General features: G+C 73.6%; 22 protein-coding genes. 8 read left to right on the top strand and 14 right to left on the bottom strand.

Annotation, left to right across the window (positions count from 1 at the left end; translation table 11 throughout):
* Complete coding sequence (locus MUK52_RS05365; protein WP_284574904.1) at positions 1-1,155, bottom strand: glycerate kinase; 1,155 nt, start codon at positions 1,153-1,155, stop codon at positions 1-3.
* A gap of 212 nt (positions 1,156-1,367) precedes the next feature.
* Here MUK52_RS05365 and MUK52_RS05360 point away from each other — a divergent pair, with 212 nt between their 5' ends.
* Together MUK52_RS05360 and MUK52_RS05355 are read left to right on the top strand one after the other, a co-directional pair.
* Positions 1,368-1,868: an NUDIX domain-containing protein gene (locus MUK52_RS05360; RefSeq protein ID WP_284574903.1), complete on the top strand. Its 501-nt coding sequence runs from the start codon at positions 1,368-1,370 to the stop codon at positions 1,866-1,868.
* A gap of 49 nt (positions 1,869-1,917) precedes the next feature.
* A complete protein-coding gene (locus MUK52_RS05355) occupies positions 1,918-2,346 on the top strand; it encodes a hypothetical protein (RefSeq protein WP_284574902.1) in 429 nt (142 codons plus the stop codon).
* Between the two features lie 193 nt (positions 2,347-2,539).
* Here MUK52_RS05355 and MUK52_RS05350 read toward each other — a convergent pair whose 3' ends face one another.
* From MUK52_RS05350 to MUK52_RS05300, 11 genes are all read right to left on the bottom strand, one after another.
* Positions 2,540-3,085, bottom strand: coding sequence for a methylated-DNA--[protein]-cysteine S-methyltransferase (locus MUK52_RS05350; RefSeq protein ID WP_114058572.1), 546 nt, complete (start codon positions 3,083-3,085; stop codon positions 2,540-2,542).
* A gap of 21 nt (positions 3,086-3,106) precedes the next feature.
* A complete protein-coding gene (locus tag MUK52_RS05345) occupies positions 3,107-4,612 on the bottom strand; it encodes an AlkA N-terminal domain-containing protein (protein WP_284574901.1) in 1,506 nt (501 codons plus the stop codon).
* Between the two features lie 196 nt (positions 4,613-4,808).
* Entirely contained in the window at positions 4,809-5,630 is an 822-nt protein-coding gene (gene pssA / locus MUK52_RS05340; protein WP_174250506.1) for a CDP-diacylglycerol--serine O-phosphatidyltransferase, read from the bottom strand.
* A gap of 25 nt (positions 5,631-5,655) precedes the next feature.
* A complete protein-coding gene (locus MUK52_RS05335) occupies positions 5,656-6,312 on the bottom strand; it encodes a phosphatidylserine decarboxylase (RefSeq protein WP_114054963.1) in 657 nt (218 codons plus the stop codon).
* Positions 6,313-6,498: 186 nt separating this feature from the next.
* Positions 6,499-7,704, bottom strand: coding sequence for an acyl-CoA dehydrogenase family protein (locus MUK52_RS05330; protein ID WP_284574900.1), 1,206 nt, complete (start codon positions 7,702-7,704; stop codon positions 6,499-6,501).
* 3 nt (positions 7,705-7,707) lie between these two features.
* Positions 7,708-8,220 carry a MaoC family dehydratase gene (locus MUK52_RS05325; RefSeq protein ID WP_114054965.1) on the bottom strand — a complete coding sequence of 171 codons (513 nt, stop codon included), beginning with the start codon at positions 8,218-8,220 and terminating at the stop codon, positions 7,708-7,710.
* A 4-nt stretch (positions 8,221-8,224) separates the two neighbouring features.
* Positions 8,225-9,241, bottom strand: coding sequence for an HpcH/HpaI aldolase/citrate lyase family protein (locus MUK52_RS05320; protein WP_246042442.1), 1,017 nt, complete (start codon positions 9,239-9,241; stop codon positions 8,225-8,227).
* On the bottom strand, positions 9,238-11,298 hold the full coding sequence (locus tag MUK52_RS05315) for an ethylmalonyl-CoA mutase (RefSeq protein WP_114054966.1): 2,061 nt from the start codon (positions 11,296-11,298) through the stop codon (positions 9,238-9,240). The genes MUK52_RS05320 and MUK52_RS05315 overlap by 4 nt, the downstream gene beginning before the upstream one ends.
* Before the next feature lie 50 nt (positions 11,299-11,348).
* A complete protein-coding gene (ccrA, locus tag MUK52_RS05310) occupies positions 11,349-12,686 on the bottom strand; it encodes a crotonyl-CoA carboxylase/reductase (protein ID WP_284574899.1) in 1,338 nt (445 codons plus the stop codon).
* A gap of 445 nt (positions 12,687-13,131) precedes the next feature.
* A complete protein-coding gene (locus tag MUK52_RS05305; RefSeq protein ID WP_216827066.1) occupies positions 13,132-13,986 on the bottom strand; it encodes a TetR family transcriptional regulator in 855 nt (284 codons plus the stop codon).
* A gap of 148 nt (positions 13,987-14,134) precedes the next feature.
* Complete coding sequence (locus tag MUK52_RS05300; RefSeq protein ID WP_174250372.1) at positions 14,135-15,937, bottom strand: 3-hydroxyacyl-CoA dehydrogenase family protein; 1,803 nt, start codon at positions 15,935-15,937, stop codon at positions 14,135-14,137.
* Positions 15,938-16,402: 465 nt separating this feature from the next.
* Here MUK52_RS05300 and MUK52_RS05295 point away from each other — a divergent pair, with 465 nt between their 5' ends.
* Positions 16,403-16,981, top strand: a complete 579-nt coding sequence (locus MUK52_RS05295; protein WP_284574898.1) for a HEAT repeat domain-containing protein — start codon at positions 16,403-16,405, stop codon at positions 16,979-16,981.
* Between the two features lie 88 nt (positions 16,982-17,069).
* Here the strand turns inward: MUK52_RS05295 and MUK52_RS05290 are convergent, their stop codons facing one another.
* Positions 17,070-18,686: an alpha/beta hydrolase gene (locus MUK52_RS05290; protein ID WP_284574897.1), complete on the bottom strand. Its 1,617-nt coding sequence runs from the start codon at positions 18,684-18,686 to the stop codon at positions 17,070-17,072.
* Between the two features lie 345 nt (positions 18,687-19,031).
* Here MUK52_RS05290 and MUK52_RS05285 point away from each other — a divergent pair, with 345 nt between their 5' ends.
* From MUK52_RS05285 to MUK52_RS05270, 4 genes are all read left to right on the top strand, one after another.
* Positions 19,032-19,475: an SRPBCC family protein gene (locus tag MUK52_RS05285; RefSeq protein ID WP_114054971.1), complete on the top strand. Its 444-nt coding sequence runs from the start codon at positions 19,032-19,034 to the stop codon at positions 19,473-19,475.
* Between the two features lie 205 nt (positions 19,476-19,680).
* On the top strand, positions 19,681-20,514 hold the full coding sequence (locus MUK52_RS05280; RefSeq protein WP_114054972.1) for a M55 family metallopeptidase: 834 nt from the start codon (positions 19,681-19,683) through the stop codon (positions 20,512-20,514).
* A complete protein-coding gene (locus MUK52_RS05275; RefSeq protein WP_502963536.1) occupies positions 20,507-21,901 on the top strand; it encodes a M20/M25/M40 family metallo-hydrolase in 1,395 nt (464 codons plus the stop codon). The genes MUK52_RS05280 and MUK52_RS05275 overlap by 8 nt, the downstream gene beginning before the upstream one ends.
* A complete protein-coding gene (locus MUK52_RS05270; RefSeq protein WP_284574895.1) occupies positions 21,901-23,994 on the top strand; it encodes a S9 family peptidase in 2,094 nt (697 codons plus the stop codon). The genes MUK52_RS05275 and MUK52_RS05270 overlap by 1 nt, the downstream gene beginning before the upstream one ends.
* A gap of 3 nt (positions 23,995-23,997) precedes the next feature.
* Here MUK52_RS05270 and MUK52_RS05265 read toward each other — a convergent pair whose 3' ends face one another.
* The gene (locus MUK52_RS05265; protein ID WP_284574894.1) at positions 23,998-24,708 is read right to left on the bottom strand and encodes a hypothetical protein; all 711 of its coding nucleotides are present in this window, start codon (positions 24,706-24,708) and stop codon (positions 23,998-24,000) included.
* A 34-nt stretch (positions 24,709-24,742) separates the two neighbouring features.
* Between MUK52_RS05265 and MUK52_RS05260 the strand changes: the two genes are divergently transcribed.
* Entirely contained in the window at positions 24,743-25,405 is a 663-nt protein-coding gene (locus tag MUK52_RS05260) for a GNAT family N-acetyltransferase (protein ID WP_284574893.1), read from the top strand.
* Positions 25,406-25,407 lie beyond the last annotated feature (2 nt).

Genomic DNA, 25,407 nt, shown 5'->3' with positions numbered 1-25,407 from the left:
TCAGGCGCCCAGCACCTCCGCCGCGATGTTCGCCGCCACCTGTTCCAGCAGGGGGCCCGCGTTGGCGATGCAGGTTGCCGGGTCCGGTTCGAGCTCCGTCAGCGGGTACGCCCGGCGGATGCCGGCCGCGCGGAGTGCCGACTGGTCCAGCCGGAGCCGGCCGCACACCGCGACGACCTCCTTGCCCGCAGCCCGCGCCGCCGCGGCGACGCCCGCGGGGGCCTTGCCGTGCAGGGTCTGCTCGTCCAGCGAGCCCTCGCCGGTGATGACCAGCGTCGCCCGCTCCAGGGCGGGGGCGAAGCCGAGCACGTCCAGCATCAGCTCGATGCCGGGGCGGAAGCTCGCGCCGAGCAGCAGCGCGCCGTAGCCGATGCCGCCCGCGCCTCCGGCGCCGGGCGAGGCCGCGAGCTCGGCGGCCTTCGGGCCGATCGCCTGCTCCAGGACCCGCGCGTAGTGGGCGAGCGCCGCGTCGAGCGCCTCCACGTCCTCGGGCGTCGCGCCCTTCTGCGGCCCGTACACCGCCGCGCAGCCCTTGGGGCCCGTCAGCGGGTTGTCCACGTCGCTCGCCAGGACGAAGCCGACGTCCGCGAAGCGCGGGTCGATGCCCGACAGGTCGGCCGAGGCGAGCCCGGCCAGGGCGCCACCGCCCGGACCGACGGGCCGGCCGTCCGCGTCCAGGAACACCGCGCCCAGCGCGGCGAGCATGCCCGCGCCGCCGTCGGTGGTGGCGCTGCCGCCGACGCCGAAGACGATCGTGCGGGCCCCGGCGTCCAGGGCGGCCTTCAGGACCTCGCCGGAGCCGTACGTGGTCGCGGTCAGCGGGGCGAAGACGCCCGCCGGGAGCAGCTGGAGGCCGGAGGCCTCCGCCATCTCGACCACCGCGGTGCCGTCGCGCAGGGCGAAGGCGGCCGTGACCGGCTCGCCGAGCGGCCCGGTGACCCGTACCTCCCGGCGTTCGAAACCGGCCGCCACGGCGGCCGCGACCGTGCCGTCGCCGCCGTCCGCGACGGGGAGGGTCTCGACCTCCACGCCGGGTACGGCCCTGCGCAGGCCGGCTGTCACCCGCTCGGCGACCTGAACGGCCGTGAGCGAGCCCTTGAACTTGTCCGCGGCGATCAGCACGCGCGCGGCCTCAGATACTGCTCCGTCCGTCACCTTGCCATCCCTTGCTTTCGAACAGTGCAGTCGCGCCACCCCGAGCCTATCCGGAGGATCCTCTAAAGCCCATGCGTGGCCTGGGCCACACCCGCCCCGATACATGGGCGAATGATGCCCAAACGGCGCGAAATGCGCGCCTCGCCCGCCCGCCGGGTCCCCCCTTCCCGGCGCCCGCCCCACCCCCCGTGCCCGGTCGGTAGGGTGGCCGCGTGACCACCACGGATGACTACGCCACGTACATCGCGAGCCTGCCCCGCGTCCTGGCGGGTGCCGCCGCGCTGTACCGGGACGCGGAGGGCCGCGTCCTGATCGTCGAGCCGAACTACCGGGAGGGCTGGGCGCTGCCCGGCGGGACGATCGAGTCCGACGCGGGCGAGTCCCCGCGGGCCGCCGCCCGGCGCGAGAGCGCCGAGGAGATCGGGCTCGACCGGCCGCTCGGCCGGCTGCTGGCCGTGGACTGGACGGTGGGCCCCGGCCGGCCCCCGCTGGTCGCGTACCTCTTCGACGGCGGCGTCCTCGGCGCCGACGAGCTCGCGTCGATCCGGCTGCAGGAGGAGGAGCTGCTGTCCTGGCGGCTCGTCGCCCCCGCGGAGCTCCCCGACTACCTCCTCGGGTCGCTCGGCCGGCGGGCGCTGGAGGCGTGCCGGGTGCTGGAGTCGGGCGGGGGCGCGGTGGAGCTGGAGAACGGCCGCCGCCCGGAAGCCTTCTGACGCGGGGTCGGTGACACGGCGCTTACACGCGGCAGGACACAATCGAGCGATGATCACCATGTACGCCTGGCCGAGCACGGCCGACGGGCCGGATGCGCTGCCCATGGTCCACTTCACCACCGACCGCCAGGAGAGCGGCGAGGTCACCGCCGACGGCACCCCGGTGTGGCTGTTCGACACCGCGATACGCGAGGGCGGCTGGGCCCTCTTCAGCGACTTCGAGGGGTGGTCGGCCCCCGCCGAGGGCTGGCAGGCCTTCTACCGCCGTGAGGACGACCTGCTCGCCGTCTCGGGGCCGGGCCCCTGCGAGGGCTGGTACCAGGGCAACCTGGGGGCCGACGCCGACTGGGTGGAGGCGGCCTCCGCCCGGCAGAGCGTCGTGCTGCTCGCAGCCCCGGTGCAGCACCCGTCCCTCTTCGGCTACGCCGTGGAGGCCGGCGCCGCCTTCGCCCTGCTGGTGCCGCTGGCCGTGGTCTAGCGGCGGGCGGCGGGGGAATGCCCTCTGCGGGTGCACGGCATGGGCGAAGCCTCCTTCACCACCCAGGCCTACGAGCTCACGCGTGAGGAGTTCCACGGAGCCGCCAAGGCGGTCGCCCCGTACCGGTCCCGGCGGCGGCTCGCCGCCACCGTGGTCCTGGCCGCCGTCAGCGCTGTGACCTCCGCCCCGCGCGTCAGAAGAGGGCCTCCGCAGCCGGGGCGGCGGCCGCCTTGCCGGACTCGTGCTCCAGCAGGCGGACCTTGCGGTCCAGGCCGCCGCCGTAGCCGGTCATGCCGCCCGAGGCGCCGATCACGCGGTGGCAGGGGACGATGATGCCGATCGGGTTCTTCCCGTTGGCGAGGCCGACGGCCCGGGACGCGTTCGGCTTGCCGAGCCGGGCCGCGAGCTCCCCGTACGACCAGGTCTGCCCGTACGGGATCTGCACCAGCTGGTCCCACACGCTGCGCTGGAACGGGGTGCCCTCCATGCGGAGGGGCAGGTCGAAGCGGGTCAGCTCGCCGGCGAAGTACGCGGCCAGCTGCCGGACGACCTCCGGGAACGGCTCCTCCTCGGCGGAGACCCGCGCGCCGAAGGACTCCTCGGCGGGCCGGTGCCGCTGCCCGACCATGTAGAGCCCGCACAGGACGCCGTCCGAGGCGACCAGCGTGAGGGGTCCGTAGGGGCTGTCGACGACGGTGTGCTGCTTGGCGGCGGTGCCGTTGCCGGTGCTGGTGGTCATGCTGGTCATGCCGGGCGCTCCTCAGGCGGGCAGGTGGTTGATGGGGTGGCTGTCGGTGGCCCACAGGTACTGGACGGCGTATGCGCGCCAGGGCCGCCAGGCGGCGGCGCGGGCGGTGAGCGCCGCAGGTGTGGACGGCAGCCCGAGCTGTTGCGCGGCCCGCCGCAGGCCGAGGTCGGACGGGAGGAAGGCGTCGGGGTCGCCGAGTGCCCGCATCGCGATGACCTCGGTGGTCCAGGGGCCGATGCCGGGCAGGGCGGTGAGGCGGGCGCGGGCTTCCTCCCAGTCGATGTCGACGCCGAGCGGCAGGGAGCCGTCGGCCAGGGCGGTGACGAGGGTGGTCAGGGTGGTGCGGCGGCTGCGCGGGAGGGCGAGCGCCTCCGGGTCGAGGCCGGCGAGGGCGCCGGCGGTGGGGAAGAGGTGGGTGAGTCCGCCCGCCGGGTCGGGGTCGGCGACGGGTTCGCCGTGGGCGGAGACCAGGCGGGCGGCGTGGGTGCGGGCCGCCGCGGTGGACACCTGCTGGCCCAGCACCGCCCGTACGGCGAATTCGGCGGCGTCGACGGTCCGCGGCACCCGGCGGCCGGGTGCCTTGTCGACGAGTGGCGCCAGCAGCGGGTCGGCGCGCAGCTGCCCGTCGACGGCCTCGGGGTCGGCGTCGAGGTCGAGGAGGCGGCGGCAGCGGCTGATCGCGATGGTGAGGTCGCGCAGGTCGGTGAGGGCGAGCTGGCAGCCGATGTGGTCGGGCCGCGGGGTGAGCGCGGCGATCCCGGTGCCGTAGGGCAGCCGCAGGGTGCGGCGGTAGGCGCCGGCCCGCCACTCCTCGACGCCCGGGACGGCGGTCGCGGCGAGGTGGCCGAAGAGGTTGTCCGGGTTGAGCGGGGCGCGGAACGGCAGCCGCAGGCTGATCGTGCCGGGGATCCGGGGGGCCTGCCGGGCGCCGCCGCCCGTGCTGCCCGCGCTGCCGCCGGCGGCGCGGGCGCGCAGCTCGCCGGGGGCGAGGGCGAAGACCTCCCGGACGGTCTCGTTGAAGGTGCGGATGGAGGAGAACCCGGCGGCGAAGGCGACGTCGCCCATCGGCAGCTCGGAGGTCTCGATCAGCAGGCGGGCGGTCTGGGCGCGCTGGGCGCGGGCGAGCGCGAGCGGCCCGGCCCCGAGCTCGGCGTTCAGCTGGCGTTCCACCTGGCGGGTGGAGTAGCCGAGGCGGGAGGCGAGGCCGGGGACGCCCTCGCGGTCCACGACACCGTCCTGGATGAGCCGTACGGCGCGGGCGACGGCGTCGGCGCGGGCGTTCCACTCGGGGGAGCCGGGCGAGGTGTCGGGACGGCACCGCTTGCAGGCGCGGTACCCGGCCTGCTGGCAGGCGGCCGCGCTCGGCAGGAAGGTCATGTTCTCGACCTTGGGCGGTACGGCCGGGCAGCTGGGCCGGCAGTAGATCCGCGTCGTCCGCACGGCGGTGAAGAACCAGCCGTCGAAGCGGGCGTCCTTCGACTGCACGGCCCTGACGCAGCGCTCGGTGTCGGTGTACATGGCTCCCAGCATTCCGGCCCGGGCGGCGCCGGGCTGGCCGTTTTCCGACATCAAGGCTACGCGGCCTGCCCCGCGCCGGGGCCCGGGCCCGGTCCGGGCGGTCCGGCCCCCGGGGCGCTCGTACCGGCCGGAACACGCGAGGGCCTCCGCTGCCTGGCGGCGGCGGAGGCCCTCGTCGGTGGTGCGGTGCTGCGGGCTACGGGAGCTGGGCTGCCCGGGCCTCGCGGCGGTTGTGCCGGAAGGTGTTGGCCCGGCGGGTGGTGGCGAACAGCGGAATGGTCGCCGCCAGGGCGATCTGCAGGGCGCAGCCGGTCTGCAGCAGCAGCTGGCCGCCGGGCGCGTCGAACGCCCACGCCGCGAGCAGGCCCATGGCGCTGATGATCCAGCTGAGCATGGCGATCGCGAGGACGCCCCGCGGCTTCGGGTACTCGACGCGGCTCACCATCAGCCACGCGACACCGATGATCGCCAGCAGGGTCGGCGGGAAGGGCAGCTCCAGCAGCACGATCGAGACGACCGTGAGGGCGCCGAAGGGGCTCGGCATGCCCTGGAACATGCCGTCCTTCATCGTCACGCAGCTGAACCGGGCGAGTCGCAGCACGACCGCCAGCAGCACGACGATCGCCGCGAGCGCCGAGACCTTCTGGTGCGCGTCGTCGGCGACCATCCCGTACACGAGGACGAAGTACGCCGGCGCGAGCCCGAAGCTGATCAGGTCGGACAGGTTGTCCAGCTCGGCGCCCATGGGGGAGCTGCGCAGCTTCCGGGCGACGATGCCGTCGAAGAGGTCGAAGACCGCCGCGAGCAGCATCAGTATCACCGCGGTCGCCGCGCTGTGCCGGGCCATGCCGGACTCGCCGCTGCCGGTGAGGTGCGGGATGAGGATCCCGGTGGTGGTGAAGTACACCGCCATGAACCCGCACGTGGCGTTGCCGAGGGTGAGGGTGTCCGCTATCGACAGCCGCAGCGAGAGCGGCATGTCGTCCTCGGCGGCCTCCTCCTCGGCGGCCTCGGGCACCCAGCCTGTGGCGGGAGTCTCCGGGTCAGTCACGGTCAATTCGGGTCACCCCCGCGGTGGTGGCCTGACCGACCTCGACCGCGACCTCGACGCCCTCGGGGAGGTAGATGTCGACGCGGGAGCCGAAGCGGATCAGACCGATGCGCTCACCCTGCTCCACCTTGGTGCCGGCCGGCAGGTACGGGACGATGCGGCGCGCGACCGCTCCGGCGATCTGCACCATCTCGATGTCGCCGAGCTCGGTGTCGAAGTGCCAGACGACGCGCTCGTTGTTCTCGCTCTCCTTGTTGAACGCCGGGACGAACCCGCCGGGGATGTGCTCCACGGACGTCACCGTGCCGGCCAGCGGCGCGCGGTTGACGTGGACGTTCAGCGGGCTCATGAAGATCGCGACGCGGGTGCGTCCGTCCTTCCACGGCATGATGCTCTGCACCACGCCGTCGGCCGGCGAGATGACGCGGCCCTGGGCGATCTCCCGCTCGGGGTCGCGGAAGAACCACAGCATGCCCGCGGCGAGAGCGGTGGCGGGCACGGCCGCCGCGGCCCAGCGTCCGGACTTGCGGGCCCGGGCGAGGCTGAGCGCCGCGGTGGCGACGGTCGGCAGAAGCCACGGCGATGCTCCGCGCGCGAGGCGTACGCCGGAGAGGCTGTCGCGAGGTGCAGAGGTTTGGCTGTGGGGCATGGATGACCTTCGTAGCGGTGGATTGCCGCGCCGCAAACAGGGGGACGGGACGGCGGCTTTTCTGGAATGCTATCGGTTGCGCGCGACAACTGGGCAAGCCAGAAGCCGAGTCGATGCCCGTCAGCCAGTGACTGCCAGTGATCCCTTTGCGGCGGACCCCTGGAGGATCCGCCGCAAAAGGGACTTTCAGCCCTGGAGTCGGTACTCCTCGAGCAGGCGTCGCCCAATGATCATTTTCTGGATCTCGGCAGTACCTTCACCGATCAGCAGCATCGGCGCCTCCCGGTAGAGGCGCTCGATCTCGTACTCCTTCGAGAAGCCGTAGCCGCCGTGGATGCGGAACGCGTCCTCCACGACCTCCTTGCAGTACTCGGAGGCGAGGTACTTCGCCATCCCTGCTTCGAGGTCGTTTCGTTCCCCGGAGTCCTTTTTGCGAGCTGCGTTGACCATCATCGCATGAGCGGCTTCCACCTTGGTAGCCATCTCGGCCAGCTTGAACTGGATGGCCTGGTGCTGGGCGATCGGCCTGCCGAAGGTGTGGCGCTGCTGGGCGTACGAGACGCCCAGCTCGAAGGCGCGCTGCGCGACGCCGCAGCCACGCGCCGCCACGTTGACCCGGCCGACCTCGACCCCGTCCATCATCTGGTAGAAGCCCCGGCCGGTCTGTCCGCCGAGTACGCGATTGGCCGGAATGCGCAGTCCGTCCATGATGAGCTCGGTCGTGTCGACGCCCTTGTAGCCCATCTTGTCGATCTTTCCGGGGATGGTCAGGCCCGGGCGGACCTCGCCGAAGCCCGGCTCCTTCTCCACCAGGAAGGTCGTCATCGACTTGTGGGGCGCCGTGCCCTCGGGGTGTCCTTCGTCACTCCGGCACAGCACGGCCACCAGCGTGGAGGTGCCGCCGTTGGTCAGCCACATCTTCTGGCCGTTCAGGACGTACCCGTCGCCGTCCCTGACCGCCTTCGACGTGATCGCCGACACATCGGAGCCCAGCCCCGGCTCGGACATCGAGAACGCGCCCCGCACCTCGCCCAGCGCCATCCGCGGCAGGAAGTGGTCCTTCTGCTCCTGCGTGCCGTGCTGCTTGAGCATGTACGCCACGATGAAGTGCGTGTTGATGATGCCCGAGACGGACATCCAGCCGCGGGCTATCTCCTCCACGCACAGCGCGTACGTGAGCAGCGACTCACCGAGACCGCCGTACTCCTCGGGGATCATCAGCCCGAAGAGCCCCAGCTCCTTCAGGCCGTCGACGATCTGCTGCGGGTACTCGTCGCGGTGCTCCAGCTCGGTCGCGACCGGGATGATCTCCTTGTCCACGAACTCGCGGACGGTCTTGAGGATCTCCTGCTGGACGTCGGTCAGGCCGGCGGTCTGGGCGAGACGCGTCATGGCTTACTTCCCCTGTTCCTTCAGCTCGGGCCGGCCGGGCTGCTCGCCGCCGCGCTCCTTGGTGTACGTCTCGGTCGGCACCATCACCTTGCGCCGGAAGACGCAGACGAGGGTGCCGTCCTGCTTGTAGCCCTTGGTCTCGACGTAGACGATCCCGCGGTCGCTCTTCGACTTCGAGGGCGTCTTGTCCAGGACCGTGGTCTCGCCGTAGATCGTGTCGCCGTGGAACGTCGGGGCGACGTGCCGCAGCGACTCGATCTCCAGGTTGGCGATGGCCTTGCCGGAGACGTCCGGCACGGACATGCCGAGGAGCAGCGAGTAGATGTAGTTGCCCACCACCACGTTGCGGCCGAAGTCCGTCGTCTTCTCGGCGTAGTTCGCGTCCATGTGGAGCGGGTGGTGGTTCATGGTCAGGAGGCAGAAGAGGTGGTCGTCGTACTCCGTGACCGTCTTCCCGGGCCAGTGCTTGTAGACGGCCCCGACCTCGAACTCCTCGTACGTGCGTCCGAACTGCATCGGGTCAGGCCTCCGGGATCTCGAACTTGCCGGTGCGCTGCATGCCGGCCGCGCGGCCCTTGCCGGCGATGACCAGGGCCATCTTGCGGCTGGCCTCGTCGATCATCTCGTCGCCGAGCATCGCCGATCCCTTCTTGCCGCCCGCCTCGGACGTGCACCACTCGTACGCGTCCAGGATCAGCTCGGCGTGGTCGTAGTCCTCCTGCGACGGGGAGAACACCTCGTTGGCCGCCTCGACCTGGCCGGGGTGCAGCACCCACTTGCCGTCGAAGCCGAGCGCGGCGGCGCGGCCGGCGACCTCGCGGAAGCCGTCGACGTTCTTGATCTGCAGGTAGGGGCCGTCGATCGCCTGGAGGTCGTTCGCGCGGGCCGCCATCAGGATCTTCATCAGGATGTAGTGGTAGGCGTCCGCCGGGTAGCCGGGCGGCTGCTCGCCCACGACCAGCGACTTCATGTTGATGGAGGCCATGAAGTCGGCCGGGCCGAAGATGATCGTCTCGATGCGGGGGGAGGCCTGCGCGATCGCGTTGACGTTGTTCAGGCCCTGGGCGTTCTCGATCTGCGCCTCGATGCCGATCCGGCCGACCTCGAAGCCCATGGTCTTCTCGATCTGGGTCAGCAGGAGGTCGAGCGCGACGACCTGCTCGGCGCTCTGCACCTTCGGCAGCATGATGCAGTCCAGGTTCTGGCCCGCGCCCTCCACCACCGTGACGACGTCGCGGTAGGTCCAGTGGGTGGTCCAGTCGTTCACCCGCACGACCCGGGTCTTGCCGGTCCAGTCGCCCTCGTTCAGGAACTTGACGATGGTGTGGCGGGCCTCGGGCTTGGCCAGCGGGGCGCAGGCGTCCTCCAGGTCCAGGAAGACCTGGTCGGCGGGCAGGCCCTGGGCCTTCTCCAGGAAGCGGGGGTTCGAGCCCGGGACGGCGAGGCAGGAGCGGCGGGGCCGCAGCCGGTTCACCGGGGCCGGGCCGGGAGGGGTGCCGCCGGCGGGGGTGGTGGCGGGTGCCGGGTGGGCGGTCATGCGGGGACCTCCGTGCTGATGAGGGGGCTGAGCTTGTTGGCCTTGCGGATCTCGTCGACGATACGGCCGATGATCTCCGTGATACCGAAGTCCTTGGGGGTGAACACGGCGGCGACTCCGGCCGCCATGAGCGCTTCCGCGTCCGTCTGGGGAATGATGCCGCCCAGCACCACGGGGATGTCGCCCGCCCCCGCGCTGCGCAGGCGCTCCAGGACGTCCGGGACGAGCGCGCTGTGCGAGCCGGACAGGATGGACAGTCCCACGCAGTGGACGTCCTCCGCCAGCGCCGCAGCGGAGATCTCCTCCGGGGTCAGCCGGATGCCCTGGTAGACCACCTCGAAACCGGCGTCGCGGGCGCGGACGGCGATCTGCTCGGCGCCGTTGGAGTGCCCGTCCAGGCCGGGCTTGCCGACCAGCAGGCGCAGCCGGCCGCTGCCGAGCTCGTCGGCGGTGCGGGCGACCTTCTCGCGGACGAGGGCGAGCGGAGTGCCCTCCTCGGCGGTCACGGCCACGGGCGCCGAGGAGACGCCGGTCGGGGCCCGGAACTCGCCGAAGACCTCGCGCAGGGCGTTCGCCCACTCCCCGGTGGTGACGCCGGCGCGGGCGCACTCCAGGGTGGCCTCCATCAGGTTCTCCGTGCCGGCCGCGGCCTGCTTCAGCCGGTCCAGGGCCTGGGAGACGGTCGGGAAGACGAACGGGTCGCCGCCGCCCTGCCGGTCCGAGGACTCCTGGCGCTCGGCGCGCCAGAGGCGGATCCGCTCCACGATCGTGTCCTCCACCGCCCCGTCCACCGTCATGATCGCGGTGTCCAGGTCGGCGGTGAGCGGGTTCGGCTCGGTCTGCTGGAAGCAGTTCACGCCGACGATCTTGTCCTCGCCGGCCTCGATCCGGGCGCGGCGCTCGGCGTGCGAGGAGACCAGCCGGGACTTCAGGTAGCCGGACTCGACGGCCGCCATGGCGCCGCCCATCTCCTGGATCCGGTCGATCTCGGCGAGGCAGTCGGCGACCAGGGCGTCGACCTTCGCCTCGATGACGTGCGAGCCGGCGAAGATGTCGTCGTACTCCAGCAGGTCGCTCTCGTGGGCGAGGACCTGCTGGATGCGCAGCGACCACTGCTGGTCCCACGGCCGGGGAAGGCCGAGGGCCTCGTTCCAGGCGGGCAGCTGCACGGCGCGGGCGCGGGCGTCCTTGGAGAGGGTGACCGCGAGCATCTCCAGCACGATGCGCTGGACGTTGTTCTCGGGCTGCGCCTCGGTCAGGCCGAGGGAGTTGACCTGGACGCCGTAGCGGAAGCGCCGCTGCTTGGGGTCGGCGATGCCGTACCGCTCGCGGGTGACGGTGTCCCAGATGCGGCCGAAGGCGCGCATCTTGCACATCTCCTCGATGAAGCGGACGCCCGCGTTGACGAAGAAGGAGATGCGGGCGACGACCTCGCCGAAGCGCTCCTCGGGCACCTGCCCCGAGTCCCGCACCGAGTCCAGGACGGCGATGGCCGTGGCCATCGCGTAGCTGATCTCCTGGACCGGAGTGGCGCCCGCCTCCTGCAGGTGGTAGCTGCAGATGTTGATCGGGTTCCACTTCGGGATGTGGTTGACCGTGTAGGCGATCATGTCGGTCGTCAGGCGGAGCGAGGGCCCGGGCGGGAAGACGTGCGTCCCGCGCGAGAGGTACTCCTTGACGATGTCGTTCTGGGTGGTGCCCTGGAGCTTGGAGATGTCCGCGCCCTGCTCCTCGGCGGCCACCTGGTAGAGCGCCAGCAGCCACATGGCGGTGGCGTTGATCGTCATCGAGGTGTTCATCTGCTCCAGGGGGATGTCCTGGAACAGCCGCCGCATGTCACCCAGGTGGGAGACGGGGACCCCGACCCGGCCGACCTCGCCGCGGGCGAGGATGTGGTCGGGGTCGTAGCCGGTCTGCGTCGGCAGGTCGAACGCGACCGAGAGGCCGGTCTGGCCCTTGGCGAGGTTGCGGCGGTAGAGCTCGTTGGACGCCTCGGCCGTGGAGTGGCCGGCGTACGTCCGCATGAGCCACGGACGGTCTTTCTGGCGCTCTGTCATCTCAGGCTGTCCCTTTGGCCCTTGATCGGTCCGACGACGGTTCGGGTCGGTCAGACGTTCCGGAAGCGGTTGATGGCGTCGAGGTGCGTGGCCCGGAGCTCGTGGTCGCGGACGCCGAGGCCTTCCTCGGGGGCCAGGCAGAGCACGCCGACCTTGCCCTGGTGGACGTTGCGGTGGACGTCGTGGGCGGCCTGGCCGGTCTCCTCCAGGGAGTAGACCTTCGACAGGGTCGGGTGGATCTTGCCCTTGGCGATCAGGCGGTTGGCCTCCCACGCCTCGCGGTAGTTCGCGAAGTGCGAGCCGATGATCCGCTTCAGCGACATCCACAGGTAGCGGTTGTCGTACTCGTGCATGTAGCCCGAGGTCGACGCGCAGGTGGTGATGGTGCCGCCCTTGCGGGTGACGTAGACGCTGGCGCCGAAGGTCTCGCGGCCGGGGTGCTCGAAGACGATGTCGATGTCCTCGCCGCCGGTCAGCTCGCGGATCTTCGAGCCGAAGCGCTTCCACTCGCGCGGGTCCTGGGTGCGCTCGTCCTTCCAGAACCTGTAGCCCTCGGCGTTGCGGTCGATGACCGCCTCGGCGCCCATCGAGCGGCAGATGTCGGCCTTCTCGGGGGAGGAGACGACGCAGATGGGGTTGGCGCCGCCCGCGAGGGCGAACTGGGTGGCGTACGAGCCGAGGCCGCCGCTGGCGCCCCAGATCAGGACGTTGTCGCCCTGCTTCATGCCGGCGCCGTTGCGGGAGACGAGCTGGCGGTAGGCGGTGGAGTTGACCAGGCCGGGGGCCGCGGCCTCCTCCCAGCTGAGGTGGTCCGGCTTGGGCATCAGCTGGTTCGACTTGACGAGGGCGATCTCCGCCAGGCCGCCGAAGTTGGTCTCGAAGCCCCAGATGCGCTGCTCGGGGTCGAGCATCGTGTCGTTGTGGCCGTCGGAGGACTCCAGCTCGACGGAGAGGCAGTGCGCGACGACCTCGTCGCCCGGCTTCCAGGAGTTGACGCCCGGGCCGGTGCGCAGGACGACGCCGGCCAGGTCGGAGCCGATGACGTGGTACGGCAGGTCGTGGCGCTTGGCGAGGTCGGAGACCCGGCCGTAGCGCTCCAGGAAGCCGAAGGTGGACAGCGGCTCGAAGATCGAGGTCCACACGGAGTTGTAGTTGACCGAGGAGGCCATGACGGCCACGAGGGCCTCGCCCGGGCCGAGCTCCGGCACCGGGACCTGGTCCAGGTGCAGGGACTTGCGCGGGTCCTTCTCGCGGGTCGTGAGCCCGGCGAACATCTCCGTCTCGTCCTGGTGGACGGTGATGGCGCGGTAGGACTCGGGAACCGGCAGGGCAGCGAAGTCCTCGGCCGTCGCGGACTGCGACTGGATCGCGTCCAGGATGTCCTTCACGGTGTTGCCTCCTGGGGGTGCGCCCCGGCGGGCCGGGGGAGCGCTGATGAGGGTGCGCTGAGGGAGCGCGGGTGCGCGGGTTGCTTGGGTGGTGGGTGCTGCTGTGCCGTCGGTCCGGCTGGAGCGGTGGTGCGGGTGACGCCGGTGGTGCGGCGTGCATGCCTGGTGACGCAGGCGTCCGGGGCGCGTTCCGTGGCCGAGTGGGCCGGGACCGCGGGGACATCCGGACACCTTCAACGTATGGCACCCCGTGTCACTCGACAAGGCACGGCGTGCCAAAACTTTCTCTCATTTGCCGATTGACCTGCGCAGATGAGCGATGATCGATCAGAGTTACCGGTGAGTAGGGGCAACTCGGACAAACGGAAGCGGCCGCTCCCGTGAGGGGAGCGGCCGCTGTGACGCTTGTCGCTTCAGGAGGTCCCGGGAACCCCCGGGGCGCCGTCTAGGCGTTGCGCAAAGCCTCCTCGATCGTCCGCATGACCTCTTCCAGCGGGGCGTCCGTACGCGCCACCGCCACCAGCACCTCGTCCTGGGCGCGCACCGCCGCGGGCGGCGCATCCGCGCCCGAGCCGGCCGGGGAGGGTACGGACGCCAGGGTCCGGCCGGCCCCGATGCCCGTCCCGAAGGTCTTCCGCACGATCGCGAACGCGTGGTCCAGCTGCGCCTCCACGTCCCCCTGCCCGCCCGAGCGCAGCCACCGCCGCAGCACGTGGTTGTGGGCCGTCACCACCGCGGACGCGGCCACCTCCGCCAGCAGCGGGTCGTCGTTGCCGTCGTGGTGCTCCGCCTCGTCGAAATGGGCCAGCAGGTACCGGGTGAACAGCCGCTCGTACCGGGCGACGGAGGCGATCTCCCGCTCCCGCAGCGCCGGCACCTCCCGGGTCAGCCGGTAGCGCTCCACCGACACCGCCGGGGAGGCCGCGTACATCTTCATGACCTCCTTGATCCCGCGGCACACCGTGTCGAGCGGGTGCTCGTGTGCCGGGGCCACGTCCAGCACGGCCTCGGCGCGGGTCAGGGTGTCGTCGTGGTCCGGGAAGATCGCCTCCTCCTTGGACCGGAAGTGCCGGAAGAAGGTCCTGCGCGCCACTCCGGCGGCCGCGGCGATCTCGTCGACCGTGGTCGCCTCGTACCCCTTCGTCGCGAACAGCTCCATCGCGGCGGCCGCGAGCTCGCGGCGCATCTTCAGGCGCTGGGCGGCCGCCTTGGTGCCGGCCGCGCTCTCCGGGCTGTCGGAGGCCGTGGCGGCGCGGGACGAGGTCTTGGCGGGCTGGGACATAGAGCGAAAGTACTTCATCCGGGCCGGGGCGCGCGCCTGAGGGGGGTGCGCCGGGGGTGGAGGATGCGGGGGAGGGCCCGCACTGGGCTCGGAGGGAACGGTCCGCCGTGAGGGTCCGGCGGACCCGAGCAGCCCTCCCCACGCATCCGGCTCGGGTGCCCTCCGGTTACCGGCGGGCGTACTCACGGAATCCGCGGCCCGTCTTCCGGCCCAGGCAGCCGGCCGCGACCAGGTGCTCCAGCAGCGGGGACGGGGCCAGGCCCGGGTCGCGGAACTCCTTGTGGAGGACCTTCTCGATCGCCAGGGAGACATCCAGGCCGACCACGTCGAGGAGCTCGAACGGGCCCATCGGGTAGCCGCCGCCCAGCCTCATCGCCGCGTCGATGTCGTCGATGCAGGCGTAGTGCTGCTCGACCATCTTGACCGCGTTGTTCAGGTACGGGAACAGCAGCGCGTTCACGATGAACCCGGCCCGGTCCCCGCAGTCCACCGGGTGCTTGCGGATCCGCGTGCAGACGGCGCGGACCGTGGCGTGGACGTCGTCCGAGGTGAGGACGGTCCGGACCACCTCGACGAGCTTCATCGCCGGAGCCGGGTTGAAGAAGTGCATGCCGACCACGTCCTGCGGGCGCGACGTCGCCCGGGCGCAGGCGATCACCGGCAGCGAGGACGTCGTCGTGGCCAGCACCGCGCCCGGCCGGCAGACCTTGTCGAGCGCGGCGAACAGCTCCTGCTTGACCGCCAGGTCCTCGGCGACCGCCTCGACCGCCAGGTCGACCTCGGCGAACGCGTCCAGCGAACCGGCCGGCGCGATCCGCGCCAGCGTCCCCTGCGCCGCCTCCGCCGTCAGCCGGCCCTTGGACACCGCACGGTCCAGGGACTTGCCGATCGCCGCCTTCGCGGCCTCCGCCTTCTCCAGGCTGCGCCCCGCCAGGACCACCTCGTACCCGGCCTGCGCGAAGACCTGCGCGATCCCGCCCGCCATGGTCCCCGAGCCGGCCACGCCGACCCGCGAGACCGGCCGGCCCTCACCCAGGCCCGCGCCGTCCAGCGGCGTCTGCGCGTCCCGCACGACGGACTGGCTGCCCGGGGCCTCGTACGTGTAGAAGCCGCGCCCCGACTTCTGGCCGGTCAGCCCGGCCTCCGCCAGGTGCCCCAGGATCGGGGCCGGCGCGTGCAGCCGGTCGCCCGACGCCTCGTACATGGCCTCCAGGACGGTCCGCGCCGTGTCCACGCCGATCATGTCCAGCAGCGCCAGCGGCCCCATCGGCAGGCCGCAGCCGAGCCGCATCGCCGCGTCGATGTCCTCGCGGGAGGCGTACTTCGACTCGTACATCGCGGCCGCCTGGTTCAGGTAGCCGAACAGCAGGCCGTCGGCCACGAAACCGGGCCGGTCGCCCGCCGAGACGGGCTCCTTGCCGAGCTCCCGGGCCAGGGCGGTGACCGCCTCCACGGCCGGCGGGGCCGTCAGGACGCTGGAGACGACCTCGACCAGCTTCATCGCCGGCGCCGGGTGGAAGAAGTGCAGGCCCAGCACCCGCTCGGGGCGCAGCGACTCGGCGGCGAGCCGGGTCACCGACAGGGCGTTCGTGCCCGTCGCGAGGATGGTGTCGGGGCGCACGACCGCGTCGAGCTCCGTGAAGATCCGGTGCTTGAGGGCGTAGTCCTCCGGCACGACCTCGACGACGAGGTCGGCGTCGGCGGCGGCCGCCGGCTCGCCGAAGGTCCGCAGCCGCGCCAGCACGGCCTCGCGCTCCTGCTCGGAAAGCTCGCCGCGGGCGACCGAGCGGGCGGTCGCGGCGGCGAGGGACTCGGTGGCGCGGCGGGCGGCGGCCTCGCTGATGTCGATGCCGATGACCTCGCGGCCGGCGCGGGCGAGCACCTCGGCGATGCCGGTGCCCATCGTGCCGAGGCCGACGACGGCGATGGTCTGCAGAGCGGGCTGACCGGACGTGGACGGAAGGTCCATCGCGGGACTCCAGTGGATGAGGGTGACGACTGAGGGGCGGCGCGCGACGCACGACACGCGGCCGGGGAAACACAGGGGATTTCCGCACAGGCAGCCGAAGCAGGGGGCGGAGCGGAGGACGGCGGACCCTGTCCCGGGGCCGCGCCGCAAGCAGAGCACCGGCCGCGGAAGGCGGCACGGGCACAGAGGGCGGTGCGAAGGGCGCCTCGCCGCCCGCAGGGGACGGCCGGGGCACCGGACCGACTGGCACGGGGCGGCTGCGTCACCAGGCCGACCCCGAACGTATGACGGCAGATTAACCCGTCGGTAACTCGTTGGCCAGAGCAGGGAAGACGCCGGGCGGTGTGACGTGCGCCGCGCTGCGGGCGCGGCGCCTGCGCCGCAGCCGGCCGGCGACCACCGGTGTCGGGCGGCCATCACGGCAAACGCCCCCGGGGCCCGCCCGCCTGCCCCTAGGGTGTGCCGGTGACCTACGCACCGGACGCACAGGACTCACCGGACGTACTGGAACGCCTGCGGGCGGAAGCGGGGGGCTCCCCCCGCTACGGGGAGCTCCTCGCCGCCGGACCCGACGCCCTCGCGGCAGCCCTCACCGGCGCCGGCCTGCCCCTGTGGGCGCGGGAGCTCGCCGCCTACCGGCTCGGCCTCGCCCGCGACGCCCGCGCCTTCGAACCGCTGGTGCTGCTGCTGAACCACCGCGACCCGCCGCGCTGCGCGGCCGCCGCCCGCGCCCTCGCCGTCCTGGGCGACCCGCGGACCGCCCGCGCGGCGGCCGCCCTCGCCACCAACGAGCTGCGCACCGCGTACGCCCTTCAGCCGGTCCGCCTGCTGACGGCGCTGCGCGCACCGGAGTCCGCGCCCGCCCTGATCCGCACCCTGTCCCGGCTGCTCTCCCCCCGCGACCCGTACTGGCGGGTGGCCCTCGCCTGTGTGGAGGGCCTCGGCGAACTGGCCGACGCGCGCGCCCGCGAGGTCCTCACCCGCGCCCAGGCCCACCCCCGCCTGGCGGTGGCCGCGACCCGGTCCCTGCGCGCGCTGCCCTGAACCGGCCCGGTGCGGCTCCTGCTCCGGCACGGCGGCGAAGGCGCCGGGTGCCGTGGTCGTCACGGGTGCGATCGCCCCCGTCCGATGATCAGCTCCGGAAGCCCAGGAGGCCGTGGAGGACCGCCCCGCCCGCCGCCGGCGCCGCCTCGCGCGTACCGGCGGACGGCTGCGGCGCGGGCTGCGCGGCGCACGTGGCGTCCGCCGCGGCGCCCGTCCGCAGGTAGGCGGCCACCTTGTCGTCCAGGCAGGAGTTCCCGCCCATCGACACGCCGTGGTTGCCGCCGCCCGCCTCCACGACCAGCGCCGACCCCTTCAGCTTCTCCCGCATCGCCAGCGCGCCACCGAACGGCGTCGCCGCGTCCTCGGTCGCCTGGAGCAGCAGCGCGGGCGGGAGGTCGGCGTTGGCCACGTCCGGGGCCTGGAGGGGCTCCGTCTTCCAGAACGCGCACGGGGCGTTGTACCAGGCATTGTTCCAGGTCATGAAGGGGGCCTGGGCATGGGTGCGCCACATGTCGGCCCGCCACCGGTTCCAGTCCGACGGCCACGCCGAGTCGCGGCACTGCACCGCCGTGTAGACGCTGTAGCCGTTGCCCGCCGTCGGCGCGACCGCCCCGAACTTCTCGTACGCCGCCACCAGCGGGGCCGCGTCGCCGTCCGCCGCGTACTTCGAGAACGCCTCGGCGAGGACCGGCCAGTAGCCGTTGTAGTAGCCGCCCGGCATGTAGGTGTCCTCCAGCTCGGACGGCCCCACCTTGCCGCCCGCCGGCTCCGCGGCCAGCGCCGCGCGCATCGCGTACCAGCGCTCCTCCACCTCGTCCCGGTCGGTGCCGAGCCGGTAGACGGCGTCGTGGTCGGCGACCCAGCCCAGGAACGCCCGGTGGCGGGCGTCGAAGGCCCGGTCCTGCGCCAGGTTGTCCTCGTACCAGACCCCGTCCGGGTCGACGACCGAGTCCAGGACCATCCGGTGCACCCGGCCCGGGTGCAGCTTGGCGTACACCGCGCCCAGGTAGGTGCCGTACGAGTAGCCGAAGTAGCTGAGCTTCGGCGCGCCGAGCGCCGCGCGGATCGCCTCCATGTCCCGGGCCGCCGAGACCGTGTCGATGTACGGCAGGACGTCCCCGTGCCTGGCCTGGCAGGCCTCGGCGAAGGCCCGCACCCGGTCCAGGTTGGCCTGCTCGGCCTGCGCGGTGCGGGGGACGGAGTCCGGGCGTACGGGGTCGAAGTGCCCGGCGGCGCAGTCGAGGGCGGGCTCGCTGCGGCCGACGCCGCGCGGGTCGAAGCCGATCACGTCGTACTGGGCGGCGACGTCCTTGGGCAGGGCCGAGGCGATGTACGGGGCGAGGTTGCGGCCGCTGCCCCCCGGGCCGCCCGGGTTGACCAGCAGCGGTCCCTGGCTCTTGGCGGCGGTGTGCGGGACGCGCGTCAGCGCGAGCGTGATCCGGCGGCCCTGCGGGGCGGCGTGGTCGAGGGGGACCTGGAGGGAGGCGCACTGCAGGGACGGATACCGCGTGGTCCCGCACTTGGTCCACCGCAGCGCGGCCGGGGCGGCGGCCGGTGCGCCGGCGGCGGCGGGGACGGCGGCCCCGGCGGTCACGGCGGCCCCGGCCGGAGCCGCCGCCAGGGCGGCGGCCGCGGCGGTGCCGGTCGACAGCGCGAGGGCGATGCGCTTCGTCAGGGGGGTGCGCTTCTTCAACGGGTGCAGCATGGGGCCTCCCAGCCGAGTGTTCTGGGCGGAATCGTCCCGGAAACCCCGGCCGGGAAGCCGCTACTCAACGCCGGATTGGCCCGATGGGATGAGCCCCGCACGGCCGTCCGCGCTCACCCGGGCGCACGCTGCACGGGCCCCTCCGGCAAAGACCCCCTGCGAGGGCCCGGCGGCCCTGCCGCCGGCCACTGCGCCGGGCGCCCCGGGCCGGAGCACCGGGGGTGTCACGGAGGCAGGCGCTCCCGCCGTCGTACGAGGTGGCGTTCGGGCCCCGATTTTGGGGCTTCCGGTCCGAGGTGGTTGGCTTGCGGCCGTCTAGGCAACACAACTGCTGGAGGAACAGGTATGGCGCAGGTCGAGGCCACCACGGAGCGGATCATCGCGGCCGACGCGGAGACCGTGTTCGACACGCTGGCCGACTACACCGGTACCCGGCGCAAGCTGCTGCCCGAGCACTTCAGCGAGTACGAGGTGCGCGAGGGCGGCGACGGCGAGGGGACCCTCGTCCACTGGAAGCTCCAGGCCACCAGCAAGCGCGTCCGCGACTGCCTGCTCGAGGTCACCGAGCCGACCGACGGACAGCTCGTGGAGAAGGACCGCAACTCCTCCATGGTCACCACCTGGACCGTCACCCCGGCCGGCGAGGGCAAGTCCAAGGCCGTGGTCACCACCGTCTGGAACGGCGCCGGCGGCATCGGCGGCTTCTTCGAGCGCACCTTCGCCCCCAAGGGCCTCGGCCGCATCTACGACACCGTCCTCGAGAACCTCGCGAACGAAGTCGAATCCTGAGCAAGGCCGTTGCGCCTCCGCCGGACGGCGACACCGCCCGGCGGCTCACCGGATCGGGTGGAATTCCCGCTGCGGACGAGCCGCCGGCCCGCGGGCGCGGTCCACGGCCCGCGGCAGCCCCGGAGGGCTAGGCTGGACGCCTGCGCGGGCGGGCGGGCCGCCCGGTCAGCCGGCGCCGCGCGCAGCCGACCGCCCAGGGGGTTCGATGAAGATCCTCGTCTCGGCCGACATGGAAGGCGCCACCGGCGTCACCTGGCCCGCCGACGTCCTGCCCGGCACTCCCCAGTGGGAGCGCTGCCGCCCGATGTTCACCTCCGACGTGAACGCGGCCGTCCTCGGCTTCCTCGACGGCGGGGCCGAGGAGGTCCTCGTCAACGAAGCCCACTGGACCATGCGGAACCTGCTCCTCGAACAGCTCGACGAGCGGGCCGAGATGCTCACCGGCCGCCACAAGTCCCTCTCCATGGTGGAGGGCGTCCAGCACGGCGACGTCGACGGCATCGCCTTCGTCGGCTACCACTGCGGCGCCGGCTCCGAGGGCGTCCTCGCCCACACCTACCTCGCCAACTCCCTCACCGGCGTCTGGCTCGACGGCGTCCGCGCCAGCGAGGGCCTGCTGAACGCCCACGTCGTCGCCGAGTTCGGCGTCCCCGTCGTCCTCGTCACCGGCGACGACCTGACCTGCGCCGACGCCGCCGGCTACGCCCCGGACGCGCTGACCGTCGCCGTCAAGGACCACGTCTCCCGGTACGCCGCCGTCTGCCGGACCCCCGCCCGCACCGCCGCCGACATCCGGGCCGCCGCCAAGGCCGCCGCCGCCCTCGCCGTGCGCCGCGACCCCGTCAGCCGCGGCCCCCACACCGTGGAGATGGAGTTCGACGCGGAGCACCTGGCGATGGCCGCCACCGTCGTCCCCGGCGTCGAGCGCACCGGCGAGCGCAGGGCCGCGTACACCAGTGGGACGATGTACGAGGGGATCCGCACCTTCAAGGCGGTCACGACGGTCGTCTCGGCGGCCGTGGAGGAGCAGTATGGCTGACATGCCCGCTGTCACCCCCCAGCGCCCGGCCGCGCACACCCCGCCCGCGGAGCCGCCGGCCGAGGAGTCCCCGGTCGACCGGACCGCCCTCGACGAGGCCGTCGCCTTCACCTCCGACCTCATCCGCATCGACACCTCCAACAGGGGAGGCGGCGACTGCCGCGAGCGCCCTGCCGCCGAGTACGTCGCCGAGCGCCTCGCCGCCGCCGGCCTGGAGCCCGTCCTGCTGGAGCGCACCCCGGGCCGTACCAACGTGGTGGCCCGCATCCTCGGCAGCGACCCTTCGGCCGACGCCCTCCTCGTCCACGGCCACCTCGACGTGGTGCCCGCCGACCCCGCCGAGTGGAGCACCGACCCCTTCTCGGGGGAGGTCCGCGACGGGGTCGTGTGGGGCCGCGGAGCCGTCGACATGAAGAACACCGACGCCATGGTCCTGGCCGTGGTGCGCGCCTGGGCCCGCGCCGGCGCCCGCCCGCGCCGGGACGTCGTCCTCGCGTACACCGCCGACGAGGAGGACAGCGCCGTCGACGGTGCGGGCTACCTCGCCGACCGGCATGCCGGCCTGTTCGAGGGCTGTACGGAGGGGCTCGGCGAGTCCGGGGCGTTCACCGTGCACAACGGCCCCCGCCAGCCCCTCTACCCGATCGCGGCCGGCGAGCGCGGCACCGCCTGGCTGAAGCTGACGGCCCGGGGCACGGCCGGGCACGGCTCGAAGCCGAACCACGCCAACGCCGTCAGCCGGCTCGCCGCGGCCGTCGCCAGGATCGGCGAGCACACCTGGCCCGTCCGCCTCACCGACACCGTCGCCGCCTGCATCACCGAACTCGCCGCCCTCCAGGGCCTCCACGTCGACCCGCGCGCCCGCGGCACCGACCTCGACGGGCTGCTGCCCAAGCTCGGCCCGGCCGCGGCGCTCGTCGAAGGGACGCTGCGCAACAGCGCCAACCCGACGATGCTCAGCGCCGGCTACAAGGTCAACGTCATCCCCGGCACCGCCACCGCGTACGTCGACGGACGGACACTGCCCGGCGGCGAGGAGGAGTTCCTGGCCACCCTGAACGAGCTGACCGGGCCCGACGTCGAGTGGGAGTTCCACCACCGTACGGACGCCCTGCAGGCACCGGTCGACAGCCGGACGTTCGCCGTCCTGCGCGAGTCCGTCGAGCGCTTCGCCCCCGACGGCCGCGTCGTCCCCTTCTGCATGGCCGGCGGCACCGACGCCAAGCAGTTCTCCCGCCTCGGCATCACCGGCTACGGCTTCTCCCCGCTCAGACTCCCGCCCGGCTTCGACTACTGGTCCCTCTTCCACGGCGTGGACGAGCGGGTCCCGGTCGACGCCCTGCACTTCGGCGTCCGCGTCCTCGACCACGCGCTGCGGACCCTGTGATGGACGCCGCCCGGGAAGACCCCCCGGCCGCGGCCCCGCACGCCGCCGCCCCCCACCCCGCCGACCCGCCGCCCGCCGCGATCCGGGAGCAGCCGTACGGCAGCTGGCCCTCACCCATCGGCGCCGCCCTCGCCGCCTCCCTCGACGGCCGCCCCGAATACCTCGGCACCATCGGCCCCGAGGTCTGGTGGACCGAGCCGCGCCCCGCCGAAGGCGGCCGCCGCACCCTGGTCCGGCGCCCCGCCGACGGCGGCCCGCCCCGCCCGGCCCTGCCCGCCCCGTGGAACGTCCGCAGCGCGTTCACCGAGTACGGCGGCCGCCCCTGGGCGGGCACCGAGCGGCCCCGCGGCGGGCCGCTCCTCGTCTTCGTCCACTTCGCCGACCAGCGCATGTACGCGTACGAGCCCGACGCGCCCGGCGGCCCCGCCCCCCGCCCCCTCACCCCGCCGTCCCCGCCCGGCCGCCCCCTGCGCTGGGCCGACCCGGTCCTGCGCGGCGGCGAGGCCTGGTGCGTCCTGGAGGAGTTCACCGGGCCCGCGCCCACCGACGTCCGCCGCGTCCTGGCCGCCGTACCGCTGGACGGGTCGGCGGCCGAGGACCGCTCCCGCGTACGGGAGCTCACCGACGACCGGCACCGCTTCAGCACCGGGCCGCGCCTGTCCCCCGACGGCCGGCATGCGGTCCGGCTCGTCTGGGACCACCCCCGCATGCCGTGGGACGGCACCGAGGCCGAACTCTCCCGGATCACCGCGGACGGCACCCTCGCCGATCCGCGCACCGTCCTCGGCGGCCCGGACGAGGCCGTCGCCCAGGCCGACTGGGCGCAGGACGGCACCCTCCTCGCGGTCAGCGACCGCAGCGGCTGGTGGAACCCGTACCGCGTCGACCCCGAGACCGGCGAGGCCGTGAACCTGTGCCCGCGGGAGGAGGAGTTCGGGGGCGCGCTGTGGCGGCCGGGGCTGAACTGGCTCGTCCCGCTGCCCGGGGCCGGAACCCGCACCGACGGCCCCGCGGGCGGCCTCGTCGCCGTCCTGCACGGGCTGGGCTCCAGCGTCCTCGGCGTGCTGGACCCCGACACCGGGGACCTCGTCGACTCCGCCGGGCCGTGGACCGCCTGGCAGCCGACGCTCGCCGCGCACGGCGACCTCGTCTACGGGGTCGCGGCCAGCCCCCGCACCGCCTACGAGGTGGTCGAGCTCGACACCCGAACCGGGCACGCCCGGGTGGTGGGCGCGCAGGCCCCCGCCCCCGTGGACCCGGCGTACTACCCGGAGCCGCAGACCCGCACCTTCCTCGGCCCGGACGACCGGGAGATCCACGCGCACGTCTACCCGCCCCACCATCCCGCCCGGCGGGCCCCCGCCGACGAGCTGCCGCCGTACGCGGTGTGGGCGCACGGAGGGCCCACCGAGCACGTCCCGCCCGTCCTCGACCTGCACATCGCCTACTTCACCTCCCGCGGCATCGGCGTCGTCGAGGTCAACTACGGGGGCTCCACCGGTTACGGGCGCGCCTACCGGGAGCGGCTGCGCGAGCAGTGGGGCGTGGTCGACGTGGAGGACTGCGCGGCCGTGGCCCGGGCGCTCGCCGACGAGGGGACCGCGGACCCGGCCCGCCTCGCCATCCGCGGCGGCAGCGCGGGCGGCTGGACGGCCGCGGCCTCGCTGGCCTCGACGTCCCTGTACGCCTGCGCGGCGATCCGCTACCCGGTCCTGGACCTGCGCGGCTTCGCCGAGGAGACCCACGACCTGGAGTCCCGCTACGTCGAGGGGCTGGCCGGGCCGCCGCAGACCCTCGCCGTGATCTGCCGGGAGCGCTCGCCCGTCGCCCGCGCCGACCGGATCACCGCCCCCTTCGTGCTGCTCCAGGGGCTGGACGACGCGGTGTGCCCGCCCGCGCAGGCCGAGCGGCTGCTGGCGGCGCTGCGCGGCCGGTCCGTGCCGCACGCGTACCTGGCCTTCGCGGGCGAGGGGCACGGGTTCCGCCGGGCGGAGACGATGGTCCGCGCACTGGAGGCGGAACTCTCCCTGTATGCGCAGGTGTTCGGCATCGAGCGGACGGACGTGCCGCGGCTGCGGCTGGAGACGGCCTAGGCCCTAAGCGGAGGCGTGCAGCCAGACGCGCAGGCCGCCCAGCGGGGCGAAGCCGTGTTGGGCGGCCGTCTCCAGATCCTCCCCGGCCTCGTAGCCGACGACGGGCAGGCCGGGCCACAGGGCGGAGATCCGGTCGAGGGCGCCCGACCAGGCCTCGTCGGCGGGAACGTCCCCGGCCGTGAACACGTTGGAGATGCCGACCACTCCGGCGGCCGTGTTGGCGGCGGCCCCGGCGGCGATCCGGCCGTCGCCGGTCCGGCCCGCCAGGAAGGCGATCCCGGCCGTGAGCAGCCCGGGGCGGAAGAGGCCGGCGGACTGCCCGCCTCCCCAGGCGGCCTCCCACCGCGCCAGTCCGGCGGGAGTGCCGACCCGCGACCAGTGCAGGGAGCCGGGGTGGGCGGGCGGCCCGGCCGGGCGGTGGATCCACTGCGCCTCGAACAGCACCTCGAAGCCGGCCGGGGCCAGGTCGAGCACCGCGAAGGAGTCCTTGACCGAGCAGCCGGGCGCGGCGGAGTCGACGGCCGCGGTCAGCGCCGCGGCCGAGGCGCCGCGGGTCAGGGTGACGGCGTCCGGATAGTACGGCGGGGTGCGGTGCGGGCTGGTCCAGGCGTCGGCCGTGAAGGTGCCGCCGGGGCAGACAACGGCGCACCACTCGGCGTTGTTGCGCACCGCGGCTTCCAGCAGCCCGCCGCCGGCGGGGGAGTCGGTGGTCACCGTGTGATCCTGCCATGGCGCATAGGCTGGGGCGATGTCCTTTCCCCCGTACCTCGCCGAAGGAGACAGGGTCGCACTGCGCCCCTTCCGGGCCGCCGACGGACCCGAGTTCACCGCCCGGGTACGCGAGAGCCGCGGGCTGCACCACCCGTGGCTGTCCCCGCCGGACACGCTGGAGGCGTACGGGCCGTACGCGGCCCGGCTGTCCGGCGGCGGTGACGGCGGCGGGCGGGCGGGCTTCCTGGTGTGCGAGCGGGCGACCGGCGCCATCGCCGGCTTCGTCAACGTCAACAACATCGTCCGCGGCGCCTTCCAGTGCGGGGCCCTGGGATACGGGGCGTTCGCGCACGCCGCGGGGCGCGGACTGCTCGGCGAGGGCCTCGACCTGGTCCTCGCCCACGCCTTCGCCCCCCTCGCGGGCGGCGGCGACCGGGCAGGCGCCCACACCGGCGCGGCCGCCCAGGCTGCCCCGGCCGCCGGGGCCGGGGTCGGGCTCGGACTGCACCGCCTGGAGGCCAACATCCAGCCCGGCAACACGGCCTCCATCGGCCTCGTCCGCAGCCGCGGCTTCCGGCTGGAGGGCCTCTCCCCGGACTTCCTCTTCGTCGACGGCGCCTGGCGCGACCACGAGCGCTGGGCGATCACGGCCGAGGCCGCGGGGGCCTCTGGCCGGGGCGGCCGCCATGGCGCAGGATGATC

Source organism: Streptomyces sp. 2P-4 (genome assembly GCF_030167965.1).
GTDB lineage: Bacteria > Actinomycetota > Actinomycetes > Streptomycetales > Streptomycetaceae > Streptomyces > Streptomyces globosus_A.
The sequence above is the reverse complement of the archived record's forward strand: the minus strand, read 5'-3'. Positions and strand labels throughout refer to the sequence as shown.

Excerpts from the sequence above, each read along its gene's own strand:
- MUK52_RS05325 (WP_114054965.1), bottom strand. The coding sequence starts at position 8,220 with ATGCAGTTCGGACGCACGTACGAGGAGTTCGAGGTCGGGGCCGTCTAC.
- MUK52_RS05355 (WP_284574902.1), top strand. The coding sequence starts at position 1,918 with ATGATCACCATGTACGCCTGGCCGAGCACGGCCGACGGGCCGGATGCG.
- MUK52_RS05330 (WP_284574900.1), bottom strand. The coding sequence starts at position 7,704 with ATGACGCGTCTCGCCCAGACCGCCGGCCTGACCGACGTCCAGCAGGAG.
- MUK52_RS05260 (WP_284574893.1), top strand. The coding sequence starts at position 24,743 with ATGTCCTTTCCCCCGTACCTCGCCGAAGGAGACAGGGTCGCACTGCGC.
- MUK52_RS05320 (WP_246042442.1), bottom strand. The coding sequence starts at position 9,241 with ATGACCGCCCACCCGGCACCCGCCACCACCCCCGCCGGCGGCACCCCT.
- MUK52_RS05305 (WP_216827066.1), bottom strand. The coding sequence starts at position 13,986 with ATGAAGTACTTTCGCTCTATGTCCCAGCCCGCCAAGACCTCGTCCCGC.
- MUK52_RS05290 (WP_284574897.1), bottom strand. The coding sequence starts at position 18,686 with ATGCTGCACCCGTTGAAGAAGCGCACCCCCCTGACGAAGCGCATCGCC.
- MUK52_RS05300 (WP_174250372.1), bottom strand. The coding sequence starts at position 15,937 with ATGGACCTTCCGTCCACGTCCGGTCAGCCCGCTCTGCAGACCATCGCC.
- MUK52_RS05270 (WP_284574895.1), top strand. The coding sequence starts at position 21,901 with ATGGACGCCGCCCGGGAAGACCCCCCGGCCGCGGCCCCGCACGCCGCC.
- MUK52_RS05335 (WP_114054963.1), bottom strand. The coding sequence starts at position 6,312 with ATGCCCCACAGCCAAACCTCTGCACCTCGCGACAGCCTCTCCGGCGTA.
- MUK52_RS05285 (WP_114054971.1), top strand. The coding sequence starts at position 19,032 with ATGGCGCAGGTCGAGGCCACCACGGAGCGGATCATCGCGGCCGACGCG.
- MUK52_RS05345 (WP_284574901.1), bottom strand. The coding sequence starts at position 4,612 with ATGTACACCGACACCGAGCGCTGCGTCAGGGCCGTGCAGTCGAAGGAC.
- MUK52_RS05315 (WP_114054966.1), bottom strand. The coding sequence starts at position 11,298 with ATGACAGAGCGCCAGAAAGACCGTCCGTGGCTCATGCGGACGTACGCC.
- MUK52_RS05280 (WP_114054972.1), top strand. The coding sequence starts at position 19,681 with ATGAAGATCCTCGTCTCGGCCGACATGGAAGGCGCCACCGGCGTCACC.
- MUK52_RS05275 (WP_502963536.1), top strand. The coding sequence starts at position 20,507 with ATGGCTGACATGCCCGCTGTCACCCCCCAGCGCCCGGCCGCGCACACC.
- MUK52_RS05350 (WP_114058572.1), bottom strand. The coding sequence starts at position 3,085 with ATGACCACCAGCACCGGCAACGGCACCGCCGCCAAGCAGCACACCGTC.